Origin of the sequence: Gloeocapsopsis sp. IPPAS B-1203 (genome assembly GCF_002749975.1) — a bacterium.
In the GTDB taxonomy this organism is placed as follows: Bacteria; Cyanobacteriota; Cyanobacteriia; order Cyanobacteriales; family Chroococcidiopsidaceae; genus Gloeocapsopsis.
Map to the genome: position 1 here is coordinate 45,556 of NZ_PEIG01000008.1, position 16,218 is coordinate 61,773.

Annotated in this window: 16 protein-coding genes; all 16 read left to right on the forward strand. The window is 38.6% G+C overall.

Features of this window, described 5'->3' with window-relative positions:
* Window positions 1–12: 12 nt before the first annotated feature.
* The 16 genes from CSQ79_RS15260 to cobW all read left to right on the forward strand — a co-directional run bounded on the left by CSQ79_RS15260 (window position 13) and on the right by cobW (window position 16,168).
* Window positions 13–411, forward strand: coding sequence for a cupin domain-containing protein (locus tag CSQ79_RS15260; RefSeq protein ID WP_099702028.1), 399 nt, complete (start codon window positions 13–15; stop codon window positions 409–411).
* Entirely contained in the window at window positions 412–744 is a 333-nt protein-coding gene (locus CSQ79_RS15265) for a carboxymuconolactone decarboxylase family protein (RefSeq protein ID WP_099702029.1), read from the forward strand.
* Window positions 728–1,519 (forward strand): cyclase family protein, encoded by a 792-nt coding sequence (locus tag CSQ79_RS15270; RefSeq protein ID WP_099702030.1) that lies wholly within the window; start codon window positions 728–730, stop codon window positions 1,517–1,519. The genes CSQ79_RS15265 and CSQ79_RS15270 overlap by 17 nt, the downstream gene beginning before the upstream one ends.
* 90 nt (window positions 1,520–1,609) lie before the next feature.
* Window positions 1,610–2,092, forward strand: coding sequence for an SRPBCC family protein (locus CSQ79_RS15275; RefSeq protein WP_099702031.1), 483 nt, complete (start codon window positions 1,610–1,612; stop codon window positions 2,090–2,092).
* A gap of 34 nt (window positions 2,093–2,126) precedes the next feature.
* Complete coding sequence (locus tag CSQ79_RS15280; RefSeq protein ID WP_099702032.1) at window positions 2,127–3,449, forward strand: salicylate synthase; 1,323 nt, start codon at window positions 2,127–2,129, stop codon at window positions 3,447–3,449.
* Between the two features lie 41 nt (window positions 3,450–3,490).
* Window positions 3,491–4,294 carry an alpha/beta fold hydrolase gene (locus tag CSQ79_RS15285; RefSeq protein ID WP_099702033.1) on the forward strand — a complete coding sequence of 268 codons (804 nt, stop codon included), beginning with the start codon at window positions 3,491–3,493 and terminating at the stop codon, window positions 4,292–4,294.
* Window positions 4,295–4,370: 76 nt separating this feature from the next.
* Window positions 4,371–5,384 carry a putative 2-dehydropantoate 2-reductase gene (locus CSQ79_RS15290; protein ID WP_099702034.1) on the forward strand — a complete coding sequence of 338 codons (1,014 nt, stop codon included), beginning with the start codon at window positions 4,371–4,373 and terminating at the stop codon, window positions 5,382–5,384.
* 156 nt (window positions 5,385–5,540) lie between these two features.
* Window positions 5,541–6,536: a WecB/TagA/CpsF family glycosyltransferase gene (locus CSQ79_RS15295; RefSeq protein WP_099702035.1), complete on the forward strand. Its 996-nt coding sequence runs from the start codon at window positions 5,541–5,543 to the stop codon at window positions 6,534–6,536.
* Between the two features lie 41 nt (window positions 6,537–6,577).
* On the forward strand, window positions 6,578–7,996 hold the full coding sequence (locus CSQ79_RS15300) for a GumC family protein (protein WP_099702036.1): 1,419 nt from the start codon (window positions 6,578–6,580) through the stop codon (window positions 7,994–7,996).
* A 33-nt stretch (window positions 7,997–8,029) separates the two neighbouring features.
* Window positions 8,030–9,268: an O-antigen ligase family protein gene (locus CSQ79_RS15305; RefSeq protein WP_099702037.1), complete on the forward strand. Its 1,239-nt coding sequence runs from the start codon at window positions 8,030–8,032 to the stop codon at window positions 9,266–9,268.
* A gap of 87 nt (window positions 9,269–9,355) precedes the next feature.
* Window positions 9,356–10,495: a glycosyltransferase family 4 protein gene (locus tag CSQ79_RS15310; protein WP_099702038.1), complete on the forward strand. Its 1,140-nt coding sequence runs from the start codon at window positions 9,356–9,358 to the stop codon at window positions 10,493–10,495.
* Between the two features lie 79 nt (window positions 10,496–10,574).
* Window positions 10,575–11,543 carry a glycosyltransferase family 2 protein gene (locus CSQ79_RS15315; RefSeq protein WP_099702039.1) on the forward strand — a complete coding sequence of 323 codons (969 nt, stop codon included), beginning with the start codon at window positions 10,575–10,577 and terminating at the stop codon, window positions 11,541–11,543.
* A gap of 52 nt (window positions 11,544–11,595) precedes the next feature.
* On the forward strand, window positions 11,596–12,468 hold the full coding sequence (locus tag CSQ79_RS15320) for a glycosyltransferase family 39 protein (protein ID WP_099702040.1): 873 nt from the start codon (window positions 11,596–11,598) through the stop codon (window positions 12,466–12,468).
* A 244-nt stretch (window positions 12,469–12,712) separates the two neighbouring features.
* Window positions 12,713–13,984 carry a lipopolysaccharide biosynthesis protein gene (locus tag CSQ79_RS15325; RefSeq protein WP_099702041.1) on the forward strand — a complete coding sequence of 424 codons (1,272 nt, stop codon included), beginning with the start codon at window positions 12,713–12,715 and terminating at the stop codon, window positions 13,982–13,984.
* 313 nt (window positions 13,985–14,297) lie between these two features.
* Entirely contained in the window at window positions 14,298–15,014 is a 717-nt protein-coding gene (locus tag CSQ79_RS15330) for a biliverdin-producing heme oxygenase (protein WP_099702042.1), read from the forward strand.
* A 110-nt stretch (window positions 15,015–15,124) separates the two neighbouring features.
* Window positions 15,125–16,168 (forward strand): cobalamin biosynthesis protein CobW, encoded by a 1,044-nt coding sequence (cobW, locus tag CSQ79_RS15335; RefSeq protein ID WP_099702043.1) that lies wholly within the window; start codon window positions 15,125–15,127, stop codon window positions 16,166–16,168.
* Window positions 16,169–16,218: the final 50 nt, after the last annotated feature.

A 16,218-nucleotide genomic window follows, 5' to 3' on the forward strand; every position in this document is an offset into this window, starting at 1 on the left:
AAGGATAACTCAATGGTAACGCAGCAACAAAGACACTTGGTAATGGGACCAAGTGATGTTCCGACGATCGCCGACAGAGGTGGTGAAATTCATGTATTGATTTCTCCTACCAGCGTGCAGTCCACCAAGTTAATTATGGGCACAGCAACCGTACCAGTTGGCGGCAGAGTATTATGTCACGCACACCCACATGGTGAAGAGTGTTTTTACGTACTGCAAGGTCAAGGTGAAATCGAGATTGCAGACGTTGGTGTTGTACCCTTTCAAGCCGGACAAGCAGTACTGACTCCCCAAGGTGCAGCGCATTCGATTGTTAACGTTGGTAATGAGGAAATCCGAGTTGTCTTTGCCTCGGCTCCCTTAGCACCTTCCCCCAAAGACGGACACATTATTCTTGAAGGAGAACACTAAATGAAGAACATGATGCAAGAAGCGCCGGATGTTGCCCAGAGTTTCTTCGATCTGGCAAAATCGGTGAAGCAGTATTCTCCGCTTGATGAAAAGGTTAATGAGTTAGTTATTATCGGTATATTTAGCGCACATCGGGGTTTACGAGGCATCAACACGCACGTAGAGCGCGCGATCGCAGCTGGAGCAACCAAAGAAGAAGTGATTGCTGCAATTCTCTTAGCACTACCAATTGTTGGCATTACAGATGTCAATATGGCATTAGATCAAGCAATGGAGACGATCTCACACACCACAGCCGAAACAAAGGAGGTTGCAGGTGCGACGGCTAGTTGACTTGAGTGTCTTAGTCGAAAACTCGGCTTCAGAGCCGATGGAAATTCGCGTTGAGCGACTCGATCACATCAATGGTGCTAAGCATTTTTGTGCGGAAGTGGCAACGCGAAATGCTGCTAAGTCTGACGATCGCCGTCTTGAACCTGAAGATTTTCCCAATGGTGCCTTTATTACTTTAGATACTGTCACCTTACCCACACACATGGGGACGCATATTGACGCCCCGATTCATTACGGTTCAGATTGTGCAGGTTCTCCAGCGCGTTCTGTCGATGAATTACCCCTAGAGTGGTTTTTCAGTGATGGAGTACGACTCGACTTACGCCACAAACAGCCACAAGACTTTATTAGCATTGCAGACATCAAAACTGCCTTAGATGCAACTAAACACCAACTCAAGCCTCTAGATATTGTTCTAGTTTGGACAGGAACCGATAAACTTTGGGGTAAGCGTGAGTATTTTTCCCATGCACCAGGCATGAGTCGAGAAGCGACTGAGTGGTTAGTAGAACAAGGCATCAAAGTTATCGGCATTGACACCTACGGCTTTGACCGTCCATTTGTCACGATGCTAGAAGACTTTTGGCGGACAGGCGATCGCAGTTATCTTTGGCCAGCACACTTCTATGGTCGCGAACGCGAATACATTCAAATCGAACGTCTCGTCAATCTCGAACAGCTACCCGATACAGGATTTCAAGTTGCTTGCTTTCCTTTGCGTGTTAAAGGATTAGATGCAAGTTGGGTACGCGCAGTAGGGATAGTAAATGGGTAATGGGGAATAGGAGTATTTACCGATTACCAATTACCAATTACCACCTAACTACTTCACAACAGTAACTTATAGATTTTACGGAGTGTAAATATGACAGGTTACACAGAGAACAATATTGTTATTTTGCGAGATTTTAATACTGTTTTCGATCTAACAAACGATATTGGGCTTTGGCCACAACTATTTACTGAGTACGAAAAAGCAGAAGTACTAGAGCGCAATGGTAACGAAGTTTTGTTTAGTTTGACGACTTATCCTGAAGGCGATCGCCCTTCACGAACTTGGGTTTCGCGGCGGCTGATTGACAAGCCTGGTAAACAAGCTACGGCGGAACGCGTAGAAAAAGCCTTTCCATTTAAGGACATGAAAATTCACTGGACTTATGAGGAGTTACCTCAAGGCGTGGGTGTGGTGATGACTTGGATGCAAAAGTTTGAGATCCACGATGAATGCAAGTGGACAACTGAACAGATGGAGTCATTTCTTAACCGAAATACTCGCGTTCAAATGCGAGCGATTAAAGAAAAAGTTGAAGCTTGGTCTGCTAAGACTCTTACAACAAACGCTGTCTAATACTTGCCGCGACAACCCCAAGGAGTAACTATCAATGTACCAGCTAGCCAGTGATTTTTTAACATATCACGAAATGTTTGTTCCAGGTCAAAAAGACCCACTCGTTATCTTGCAAACTTTATTGCAAACTGGGGTTTTTTCTGAATATGTGATGTACGAAAGCGAGAGCGAGGTACGGATTGCGGGTAATGCTTTAGCTGAGGTTTCAGTCAGTGCTGAAGCTGTGTCTAGTCGCTTTATGAGCCAGAAGCACTCAGAAATTTGCACCGATCCACTGAAGCAAGTCGAGTCAATTTTTGCATCTTTGCCAGTAGAAAACTGGACAGCTTATGGTTACGTTGGCTTTGACATTGCCCGTTTTTATTACTCCTACTCCAAAGCTATTGACCAGCCTTTACTTTACTTTTTGGTTCCAGAAACCGAACTTTACATTACCACAAAGGGAGTACACATTAGAAGTATTAAGTCACCTGCAAAAGTGCTAGAAGTCTTATCTGCTGATAGCAAATTAGCAGAATATGTACCAACGCCTCCCGTTGTAGCTGCAACTGAAAACCAACAGTATGAAAAACAAGTTGCAACTCTAATTGATGCCATTCAAAATGGCGAACTGCATAAAGCGATTATCTCGCGATCAGTAAAGGTGAAGGGCAATATGGATGTGCTTGGCACTTATATATTAGGAGCTAAGAGTAATAACGCTGCGCGTTCGTATTGTATAAGTGTGGGAGATGTCTGCGCTGTAGGGTTTAGCCCTGAGATTTTGATGGAAGTTAGCACAGATGGTTTTGTTGTAACAAATCCTCTAGCAGGAACGCGACCGCGTAGTTCAGATTTAGAAGAAGATACGCGTTTGAGTGATGAGTTATTTATTGATGCTAAAGAAGTTAAGGAACACGCACTTTCTGTTTGGTTAGCGCAAAGTGAGATTAGCACAGTTTGCTCACCTGAAACTGTACAGATTTTTGATTTTATGCAAGTTAAGCAGTACCGTTGCGTTCAACACTTATCTTCACGGGTAGGCGGTCAACTCAAATCAGGAAAGACGCTATGGGATGCATTGAAAGTGCTGTTTCCTGGTATTACAGTCTCTGGAATTAATAAACAAGAAGCTTTAGCATGGATTGACCGCTTGGAGGAAGAACCAAGAGGAATTTATGCTGGTGGTATTGGTTGGATTGATAGCAGTGGTACAGCAGATTTAGCGATCGCAATTCGCTCTGTTTATCAATATGGTGACTCTGTTCATCTCAACGCGGGTGCAGGTATTGTAGCTGAATCGGTTCCTCAAAACGAATATGTTGAATCGGTTAACAAGATGAATACGATGCTAACCAATCTCGTGATGGAGTCCTAATTAGTCACCCCATTACCAATTACTCATTACCTATTGCAAGTATGTCTTTTATTCAGGTTGCAAATCGCAAAGTTTATTACAATGCACCTTTTGGGTTGCCGTCTCAAGGCGATCGCAAAATAATGTTGCTAGTACATGGTGCTGGAGGTAGCAGCCGTCATTGGGAACCAATGCTAGCTCAATTCGATGCGACAGAATTTCCTGTAGCGCTCGATTTACCAGGACATGGGGCTTCGGAGGGGTATGTACCTGATTCAATTGATGCCGTTGCTGAATTTCTCAATGTTTTTTTGAATCGCTTAGGCATTGAGCATCCTATTTGTTACGTAGGACAATCGATGGGAGGCTTGATCGGACTTCAATTTGCGCTTGCTTACCCAGATCGAGTTGCACAGTTGGTCTTAATGGCAACCTCTGCACGCATTCAACTTCATCCTGATTTTCTGCAGCAGGCGATAACTGGGCAATGGCATTATGAAACTCTCCGTCAAAGTTTTGCTCCTGAAATTCCTGAAAATGTTAAAGCTCTTGTATTAAGTGAATTCCAATATACTTTATTGCAAGCAGATGCTTCTGATTTCATGGGTGTAAGTCGTGTCGATCTCAGTAGTGCCGTGTCAGCTTTACGGCTACCGACATTGATTCTCACCGGAGACGATGACGTAATTATCTCGCCACGCAAATCTAAGATGTTACAGTGGCAAATTGAAAACTCTCGCTTGGTTACGATACCTAATGCGGGTCACTACTTGCACGTCGAACAACCGGCAAAAGTTGCTGCTGAAATTCAGCATTTTGTCAAGGGCGATCGCTTGGTGTCAGCATCTCAATCACAGGAAAGTTGAAGCCTAATTTACAGTTGAACCTTTGATTTCTCTAGCAATCCTGCGTCCCTACTCAAGATCATTGGTGAGGATTGATGTGGAAGTACTATCTGACTCTAAGTTCAATTCTCCTGCTACGCGGCTGAGCGAAAACCGCAGCTATGCAATTCTTGGCACTGGAGCATTAGGTGGGTTTTATGGTGCTCGCTTACAACAGGTTGGACTCGATGTTCACTTTCTGTTGCGTAGTGATTATGAGTATGTCAAGAAACATGGTTTATTTATCGAATCTCCAGATGGATCTTTCCGCCTCTCCCATGTTAATGCCTACCGTAACGTGCTCGATGTACCACCTTGTGATGTTGTTATCGTTGCGCTAAAGACAACGCAAAATAATTTATTACGGCAAATGCTACCTAGTTTAGTTAAAGATAACAGTGTTGTCTTAGTCTTGCAAAATGGTCTAGGTGTAGAAGAGGACGTCGCGGCGATCGTCGGCTCGCATCGCGTCATGGGTGGCTTGTGCTTTACTTGCAATGACAAAGTTGCTCCAGGTCACATTCGTCATCTTCATTACGGTGTAATTACGCTCGCCGAATATGCTTGTAATTATCTAAGTTGTGGAATTACCGAGCGTATGCTTCAAGTCAAAAGTGACTTTGAGAGTGCTGGGGTTCTCATTCAGTTAGCTGAAGATCTGCTTTTAGCTCGTTGGAAAAAACTTATCTGCAACATTCCCTTTAATGGTCTAACTGTTGTACTCAATGCAACTATCAAAGACTTGATAAGTGACGTTCATACACGGGCTTTGATCGAGCAGATGATGCAGGAGATGGTAGCTGTTGCGGCGGCTTATGGTCGAGCGATCGCAGATGACTATATCGAAAAACGGCTCAAATTTATTGCCAAGATGGGACCATATCGCACGAGTACAAAAATTGATTTTGATCAAAGGCGATCGCTAGAGGTGGAAGCAATCTTTGGTAAACCTTTATATGCTGCTCAAAAAGTTGGGCTTGATACTCCACAACTTGCCATGCTTTACCGACAGCTAAAGTTTTTAGATACCTATTACTGTACTAATCAAGCGATCGCAGTTTTATCGCATTAGGCATAACAAGATAACTAAGATTCATTGACACATCAGTTGGTTCTGGCGATTGGCTAATAGCTAATCGTAACGAATAAGTTTTCTATTAGTAATGAACAGTTAGCAATTAGCGATGTAAAACCATAAGCAAATTGACTAATGAATTGGAGAAGAAAAATGCAAAAGGTAAATTTGCTAAATGTTGAAATTGATAATTTACCCACATCAAAACTTTTAAAAGAATTAAACAAAGGAATTGTTTTTACAACCAATGTAGATCATCTCATTAAATTACAAAAAGATAAAGAATTTGTAGAGGCTTACAATGTTGCCGATTACAAGGTTTGTGATAGTCAAATAGTTATGTATGCATCTAAATTTTTAGGCACGCCTATTAAAGAAAAAATATCTGGTTCTGATTTCTTTCCTGATTTTTATAACTACCATAAAACCAATGAGAATATTAAAATATTTTTGTTAGGAGCAGGTAAAGGAATAGCTAATCAAGCTCAAAAAAATATTAATAATAAAATTGCAAGGAACATAGTTGTAGGGGCACATTCTCCATCTTTTGGGTTTGAGCAAGACGAAGAAGAGTGTCAGGAAATTATAAAAATGATTAACAGCACAGATGCTACAGTTCTTGCAGTAGGGCTAGGCGCACCAAAGCAAGAAAAATGGATCTATAAATATAGACGTAAGCTATCAAAAATCAAAATATTTTTAGCTTTAGGAGCTACTATTGATTTTGAAGCAGGTAATTTGAAAAGATCTCCAAAATGGATGAGTAGTTTTGGTTTGGAGTGGTGTTACAGATTACTGTGCGAGCCTCAAAGATTATGGCAAAGATATTTAGTAGATGATCTGCCTTTCTTTTGGTTGATTTTGAAGCAAAAGCTTAATTTTTCTGACTGTCAAAATACTCAGACAGTAAGTATGGCAAATACAAAATTCATTAATTCTAAAAAAGAAATTGATATTTTTCGATTTAATTCAACTCAATATAAGTATCAAAATTTAAATGGCTTGAATCGAACTGAACTAAAGCGTTCAGCTTGGACAAAACCAACTTCAGCTATCAACTTAGGAATAAATTTTAGGCGATCGCATTTATACAAAGTTGAGAAGCCTAACGTACAAACTCAACTTACAAATAGATTCTCTTACCGTTAGTTGCAACTAAGTCAAGTTCAAACTTTTATTGAGGATTTCTAATGGCTGGTTCTGTAATATTCCCCAAATCATTTCCCAAAACAAGTTTTAAGCAAAGCTATTGGCAGCGTTATTTACTTCTAGGATTATTAGCTAACGCAACCTTTGGAATTTTAGCTTTACTCTACTTAAAGCTAGTACCACCAACTTATACAAGTCACTCAGCAATTACTTTACCAGAAGCCGGATCGGCGGCAAATGTGAACTTACCAAACATAGGACAAGCTTCTTATGAAAATTCCTCTCTCTACGCTAGTACAACCCAAGATCCAAGAGAAAATTATAAGTTTATTGCCCAAAGCGAACCTGTATTGAATGCAGCAGCTAATCAGCTAAATATACCCGTAGCAAAATTTGGTAAACCGCGAATTGGAATTATCGATGGCACTACAATTATGACTGTCGATTTTAGGGGTGCGAGTCCTGAAGAAGCGCGGAGTAAATCTTTAGCTTTCTATAATGCTTTTGAAGCTAAACTTAATGAATTAAGAAGTGAAGAAGCAATTCGCCGAGAGTCAAGTGTTCAAAACGCGCTAAGTGACTCTTGGAAAAAGTTAGAAATTGCTCAACAGCGACTTTCCACTTACAAAACTAGTTCAGGTTTGAGTTCTAACGAGCAACTTAGAGATCTTTCTAATAATATTGAACAGCTACGCAAACAAAAAGTTGAGATTTTAGCTCAACAGCAGCAAGCTAGTGCTCGTTTAAGTCAATTATCAGCCAGTTTAAATTTATCAAATTTAGAAGCTGTAGATGCCTTTACATTACAAACAGATCAAATATTTCAGCAAAACTTGAAAGATTACAGTGAAGCTAGCGCTACACTAAGTGTTCTAGACGCAAAGTTTCTACCTGGCAATCCTCAGTTAGTTGCACAGCAAGCTAAACAAAATGCTGCTCAAACAGCATTACTCAATCGCAGTCAGTATCTTTTAAGAAAACCAGTTAGCCAAGCAACCATACATCAACTTAATCTTAATAGCACTAACTCGGATTCAGCACGCGAAAGTCTTTTTCAACAACTAGTAACGACTCAAGCAGAACAAAAAGGATTTCAAGCACAAGCACAAACCACTGACGAGCAAATTACCCTACTTCAAAATAGACTTAACCAATTAGCACAAAAAGAATCTGATTTAGATGCTTTGCAGAGAGATTTACAAGTTACTGAAGCAGTCTTTTCTTCCACACTAACTAGACTAGATATAGGTAAGTCAGATACTTTTGGTTCTTATCCACTTGTTCAATTTGTTACACAACCTAACTTACCACAAACTACAAGTTGGCCAAAAAAAGAATTTGTTTTGTTTGGTACTGTATTAGCTTCGATTTTCGCAACTACAAGTATAGCACTGTTTGGAATGTATCGCTATCAAAAATCAGTTGATCCTCGACCAAAATCAAAGTTTCAAAAACCATAAATTTGAGCTATCACTACACCATTAAATTTTAGGATGAAACCTCAAAATCTTGAAGAGAAAGTCATATTATACTCGGCAATATGTACTTATGTTTTTTATTTGCTAGGAGCACAGTACATTTTTATACCTGCGATCGCCTGGCTTTTAACACTCTACCTATGTAAGCGAATTTGGCAGCAAATACAAAATCCTTTAGCTGAGAAAGTTAAAATTCCTGTTTCAATCTGGGTATGGATTGTTGCTATGTTCCTTTTAGAGTTTGCTTTAATTATGGGGCATATAGATTTTGATTTAGGGTTAATCAAAACTATTTTTTCATCAATTAACAATTGGGCTAGACAATATGTCCTTTTAGCCTTGTTTCCCTTAGTAGGCTGCCTTAGTATACGACCTCAAATTCTTTATCGTGCAGCTTGTATTATTTGCTTGCAAAGCTTAGTTTTTGCTTTTATTTCTTATTTAGTTTTTATATTACCTCTACCTCACATTGAATATATTTCTCCTTTAGCAATCTTAGGAGGCGGTTCAAACGAGCTTTATTCAGTAGCTTTTTATGAAATTGAATATGGAACTAATTTGTTGCGATTAAAATTGCTAGCTCCCTGGTGTCCTGAGTTAGGAATGATAGCTAATATTTATTTTCTTCTTACTATTCAAGAAAAAAATAGTAAATGGAGAATTATTGGTGTAATTGGTGCGATCGCTATGGTTATTGGTTCTTTCTCTCGCGCAGCTATAATCTGCTTACCAACTGTTTTTGCACTAGTTTGGGTATTAGGAAAGCTGACTCAGCCTACAACTCATATTACTTTAGCAGTAGCCAGTTTTCTTACCAGTATATTTACTCCTCAATTATTTAATTTGATTCAAACTTCCCGCGAACAATTCGATAGTTTCCGTGCAAGTTCTTCAGAGGTAAGAGGACTTTTAGTTAACTTAGCATTAGATCGCTGGTATGAAGCTCCTCTTTGGGGACATGGCATTGTTACTCCTTGGCTAAACACTCCAGGAATTGGCACTCATCACACTTGGGTTGGTCTTTTGTTTATTCGAGGAATAGTTGGTTTAAGTGCTTTTGTCATTCCCTTATTTTGGAGTTTCATTAATTTATTATATAAAGCTCAAAAAAATGCGACTGCTAGAGTTGGTTTAGGCATTGTTTTAGTCCTATTTCTTTTTAGCTCTGTTATAGATATTTCCTACATAGTTCACCTGTATTGGTTAGGCTTAATTATGCTAGGTGTTGCACTTAAAGAAGAACTAGAGTATTAATTATTTTTTGTTGATTTTATCAAAGAAATCATAAATAAAACTTAGAAAAAAGCAAAGAGTTAATTTTGCATAGTTAAAGGTTACTGTATGCACGTTATTGTTTTAGAAAATCAACCATCTTCACAACGCGGTGGACAAGAGCTAATTTTACTAGATGTTTGTAAAGGTTTAGCCGAACGCGGGCATCAAATCAGTTTACTTTATCTGGAGGAAGGCAACTTAATTAAACAATACCAAGAGTTCTGTACTCATTTAATTAAAGTCAATAGTTTTCTTCTCGATCGAAATACTATTAAAAACAGCTTAAAATTCTTTACAGATATTTGGAAAGTACCGATTAGTAAAAATAGTGTAGTTTATAGTAATCGATATCATGATGTTGTTTTTGGGTATCTGTTGTCATTAATTAAACAGATTCCCTTTGTTTGTTACTTACAACTACCTCCACACACAAAAAAGTTTGGTCGTCCACATACACTTGGATTAAAAGGTGTAAATAAGTTTATTGCGCTTTCAAAACAAACAAAATTAGACTGGCTTGATGTTGGCTTGAAAGAAGAAAAATTTGATATAGTTCATGTCGGTATTAATTGGGAAACATATCAGCCTACGGGTAGCTTATCTACTTTGAAAAAACAGTGGGGTATTTCCGAAGATACTAGAGTTATTTCATATGTAGGTAGAATTGATAAAGAGAAAGGAATAGAAGTATTAATTAAAGCTTTTGCTTTACTCATAAAAAGTAGCACTAATATTAAGTTACTAATTGCTGGAAAGCCAGTAGCCCACTCCACTCCTGAAGAAGGTGAAATTTACAAGAAATCCTTAGAACAGTTATCAATTAATTTAGGTATAGCAGAATATGTAAATTTTCTTGGTCATGTAACAAATACAACTTATATTTATCAAGTTAGCGATGTTACAGTTGTACCTAGCTTGTGGTCTGAACCTTTTGGCAGAGTCATTATTGAGTCCATGGCTTGTGGAACTCCTGTAGTAGCTAGTCGCACTGGAGGAATCCCCGAAATTTTAACAGAAGAGTTTGAGAAAAAGCTTTTTGAACCAGGAAATGAACAAGCTTTATTTAATACTCTAACTCAAACAATTGATTGGCGAGATAGAGATTCTGATCTAGGTAATAGGTGTCGCAAACATATTTTATCAGAGTTTAATTTAGACAATATGATCAATGGAATTGAAAAGTCGCTGCTGAGTGTTATTAAGTAGTACTTACTACAATAATTAACTTTTTAAGAGCATTTTTAAGGCATTTATTCAAGTAGATTGTTGAAGTTATAAAAATTAAATGGCAAAAGTAACAGTAATAGTACCAGCATACAATGCAGAGCAAACAATAGTAGCCACAATCGCCAGCGTTCAACAGCAAACAATTCAGGATTGGGAACTGATTGTGATAGATGACGGGAGTAGCGATCGCACACCAGAACTACTCAAGCGGATCAGAGAACCAAGAATGCGAGTGTATCACTACAGCAACGCAGGAGTATCAGTAGCACGTAATCGCGGCATTGCCCTAGCCCAAGGCGAACTGATTGCATTTTTGGATGCAGATGACTTGTGGAGTGCAGACAAACTTGAGTTGCAAGTTGCGGCTTTGCAACAATATCCTCATGCAGCAGTGGCATATAGTTGGACATATTTCATGAATGCCACAGCAACAACGATGCATGCTGCGCCAGGGGTGTGGTTTGAGGGGGATGTGTACCAGCAGTTGTTAGTGCGCAACTTCCTTTACAGTGGTTCCAATCCTTTAGTGCGCCGTGATGCACTTGTCCTAGTGGGTGGGTTTGAACCTACGCTGACTCATGGTGAAGACTGGGAGTTGTTTGTCCGCTTGGCTGCTGTTGTCCAGTTTGTTGTTGTTCCTGTTGGGCAAGTTTTCTATCGTCAATCTTCCACTTCAGCTTCGGCACAAGTCGATTTGATGGAACAACGTCTTCTCCTCGTCATTGACTCTGTTTTCTCTGCTGCTCCTCCTCAGTTCCAACACTTTAAAAATAAAAATTTAGCAAATCTCTATCAATATCTAACAGGTTTACGTTTGGCTCAAGCTACTAATCTTGAGGATGTTAAACAAGCCGGAAAAAAACTACAGATAGCAGTACGTTTATCTCCAAGAATTTTACTTAACCACACAACTCAGTACTTCTTTATAAAATGGTTTTTGATGCAACTCTTTTCACCTGATATTACTAAAAAAATTAGTCAAATTAGTACAGCTTATACAACGTACTTTAAGCTTAAGCAAGTATAAAATTGAATATTTTAGAAAAAATAAGAATTAAACCATTACTCCCACAAAAGATATGTTTTTTATTTATAGTTCTGTCATTAATAGGAGCTTTTTTCGATTTATTAATTTTGACCAAAAAGTTTACTGGTATGATGAAACTATAACATCACTAAGAGTTGCAAGCTACAGACACGCTGAAGTAGTTCAGCAAATATTTGATGGTAAGAAAATCAGCGTTCAAACTTTACAGAAATACCAAAAAGTTAGTTCAAAAACAACGCTACTTGCTACAATTTATTCTTTAGCAACAGAAGCCCCACAACACCCGCCTTTGTACTTCTTAGCTGCTCAACTCTGGACGCAATGGCTAGGTGATTTAGTTGCAACGATGAGAAGTTTATCTGTATTGATTAGTATACTCATTTTTTCCTATTTTTATTGGCTATGCATAGAATTATTTGGCTCTTCACTGACTGGATGGATAGCTATTGCATTAATAGCAGTCTCACCATTTCATGTATTGTATGCTCAAAAGGCAGGAGAATATAGTTTGTGGACAAGTATAACTATACCTATTCTAATTTTGGAGATATATTCAACATATTTTTGTAAAAAATCTCTACAAAAAGCTTGGCTATTTATTCTGACATTAGTAGAAGTTACAGCAATAGCTTTAGTCCTACCAGATTTACTTTGGGGAGGGCGAAGATCGACCGTTAGTCGATATTTCATAACTTGCTATTTAGGTATTCATCTATCTGTTGCTTACTTGATTGCTACTCAAATAACTTCTACTAGTTTTCCACAAAGAAAGATCTGGCAAATAATTATAGCTATGCTGATCTCATGTGGGATTCTATCTTGTGCAATTAGTCCTCAATCAGTGGTGTGGTGGAACAAATACAACAGCTATGATAATCCACAAGTAGCCCGCACACATAATTGAGCTAATCGTCCACTTTTAAGCAGCGATCTGGCATGAGTTTTGGTTATGTATTATCGCTTAGTTATCTACTGGCTCCGGAAGTAAAGCTGCAATTATTTACAGAGCCAAGCGTAACAGAAATTTCTACTGATGCCTAAAATATTTTCTTATATAGACCTTCCCAAAAATTGCGGAATCAACTGGAGACAAAGTATACGGTAGTGCCAATTAAAGAAAATCAGAACTTCTGGAGGTTAGAGAGATAGTGAGTTTTATTCAACAACCTGTCAGTAAGCTAAAACAAAAGTTATCTAATCAGTTTATTTCTAATTTAGGCTGGCTTAGTAGTGCAGAAGTAGTTACTCGAGTTTTTCGTGTAGGAATCACAGCTATTGTTGCCCGATTTTTAACGCCATATGACTATGGTTTAATAGCAATTATTACGACAATTAATGAATTTGCTAGAGTTCTAATGGAGGTGGGTATTGGTGCCAAAATTATTCAGTCTGATTTTAAAGATTTGAAGCAGTTTTGTAATTCTGCTTATTGGTTAAACTGGATTATCTATACAGGAATTTTTATAGTTCAGTGCTTAGCAGCTTTTCCTATTGCTTGGTTTTACCGTGACACTCAGTTAGTTTTTCCAATTTGCGTGGCAGCAATTCCTTATCTAATTTGGCCTATTGCTGCAATACAATGCGTTTTAATTCAGAAAGAAAATAAGCTTAAGATTTTAGCAATTAGTAATACGATAAAAAATCTCGCTAGCTACACTTTATTAGGAATATTTGCTGCTTTAGGTTGGGGGGTATGGTCATTTGTTCTCTCTTGGGTTATAGTTGCTCCTATTGATGTATTTGTCTACTATAATTATCACTCATGGCGTCCGAATAAAGAAATTAGTATAAAATATTGGAAAGGTTTTTTTCTTTTTGGTAAAAACATTTTTGGTACTCATCTTTTAAAAACATTAAGAAACAACTTAGATTATTTAATTATTGGTCGCTTTTTAGGAATTAATGAATTAGGACTCTATTTCTTTGGTTTTAATGCAGGATTAGGAATTAGCTTAAGTTTCATTTCTGTTCTCAACACAGCTTTATTCCCTCATTTGTGTGCAGCAAGCTCAAACCGATTTGAGCTTAAAAAGCACTATTTACATAGTCTTAAAGCTATTGCCTTAATTATTATCCCTTTAGTTTTACTGCAAACAAGCTTAGCTCCTTTCTATGTCCCTATTGTGTTTGGACAAAAATGGGTATTAGCAATTCCAATTTTAATGTTAATTTGTTTATCTGCAATTCCACGGGCTTTTGCAGATGCTGCATCGCTATTATTAGTATCAATAGGTAAACCTAACTTAGACTTATATTGGAATGTACTCTTTACTACTATATTCAGTGCTGCTTTATTCATTGGAATTCATGGGCAAGCTATTGGGGTAGCTACAACCGTTTTCTTAGTCCACGCCGTTACTATACCTTTGTTCATATACTGGACTACAGGCTACGTATTCCGTAAGTTAAGGAATACATAGAGGTCGCCCTGTCAATGCAATGAAAATTTCTTCAGCTTATCTCACTGTTGAGTATTATTAATACTTTCTAATCTTTTGCTGCATCTATCAATCTTAAAATTCCCTTTCTATCAAAGGCTATTAGGGTTGTAGTATTTTGTTTGAATGCATATTCAAATTTTAAGTATGCCATTACTGTCTTTGAGGCACACTTACTTTTGTTTATTTGTATAGTCTAATTTTTATTGCAGCTTCAAAAATTTTAACAAATTTCTTCGCCAAATCAGTCTAATGTAACGATTTAGTGGCATTATTTTAAGACTGGACTTTTAGCATGAGCAATAATTTAGCGACCAAGTTACGTGAGGGTACAAAAAAAGCACACACAATGGCAGAAAACGTTGGTTTTGTGAAGTGCTTTCTCAAAGGAGTCGTAGAGAAAAATTCTTATCGCAAGCTAGTCGGCAATTTTTACTATGTTTACTCGGCGATGGAAGAAGAAATGGAACGACATCGCCAGCATCCTATTGTTTCCAAAATTTACTTTAAAGAACTTAACAGACAGCGGAGCTTAGAACAAGATCTCAGTTACTACTACGGTGCTAATTGGAAAGATCAAATTGAGCTTACCCCAGTAGGCAAGGCTTACGTCAAGAGAATCCGCGAAGTTTCCGACACCGCACCTGAACTTCTGATTGCCCACTCTTACACCCGTTACATCGGCGATCTATCTGGGGGACAAATTCTCAAGAAGATTGCCCAACGTGCCATGAACCTTTCTGAAGAACAAGGTGTTGCTTTCTACGAATTTGAAGATATTCCTGACGAAAAAGCTTTCAAATCACGCTATCGTGAAGCTTTAAATGAACTACCAATTGATGAAGCAACAGCAGATCAGATTGTTGATGAGGCAAATGCGGCGTTTGGGTTGAATATGAAGTTGTTTAACGAGCTAGAAGGCAATTTGATCAAAGCAATTGGTCAAATGCTATTTAACACCCTAACACGCCGTCGCACTCGTGGCAGCACAGAATTAGCAACTGCTGAGTAAACTAGAATAATCAAGCATAATTATTTGGGGCAGTAGCCTTGAGGTTCCTGGGATGTTTATTCAGGCGATCGCAAGGAGATTGCCCCACAATCATCTCAATAGAAGTACACATGACATCCAAAATCCCTGTTACGATCGTCACTGGTTTCTTAGGCAGCGGTAAAACAACTTTAATTCGCAACCTACTTCAAAATAACCAAGGTAGACGCATTGCTGTTTTGGTCAACGAATTTGGCGAACTAGGAATTGATGGTGAATTATTAAAATCTTGTCAGATCTGCCCAGAAGACAACATCGATAACATTGTGGAACTCACAAATGGCTGTTTGTGCTGTACGGTACAAGAAGAGTTTTTACCAACAATGCAGCAGCTACTACAGCGGCGCGATCGCATTGACTGTATCCTAATTGAAACTTCGGGTTTAGCCCTACCCAAGCCCCTAGTTAAAGCTTTTCGTTGGCATGAAATTCGTAATGCTGCAACGGTAGATGCAGTCATTACAGTCGTAGATTGTGCTGCTGTTGCTGCTGGAACTTTCGCTAGCAATCCAGAAGCAGTCGAACGCGATCGCCAAGCAGATCCCAATTTAGAACACGAAACTCCTCTACAAGAATTATTTGAAGACCAGTTGGCGTGTGCTGATTTGGTTGTACTGAATAAAACTGACTTGGTTGATGCTGCAACACAAACGGAAATCATCAGCTTAGTGCAACAAGAGTTACCCAGAGTTGTCAAAATTGTTTCTGCAACTCACGGACAACTTGACGTTGATATTCTCATTGGCTTCAATGCTGCAGTGGAAGATGATTTAGCAGCACGCCCTAGCCATCATGATACTGAGGAACACGACCATGATGATGAAATAACTTCAACTCACGTTGTCCTCAACCGCAGATTTGAACCACAAAAGCTACAACAGCAATTGCAAAATCTGGTACAAGAACAAGAAATTTATCGCATCAAAGGCTTTGTTGCAGTACCTAATAAACCAATGCGCTTAGTACTGCAAGGAGTAGGAGGGCGCTTTGAACAATTTTATGACCGTATGTGGCAACCAGAAGAACAGCAACAAACCAAATTAGTCTTTATTGGGCGTCATCTTCAGCCATCAGTTATTGAATCGCAGTTGAATGTGGTGAGTGCTAATAGGTAATTGCTGCCAACCTTTAAGCTACGTTTGTTTGCTTCTACTTGTCCAGAACT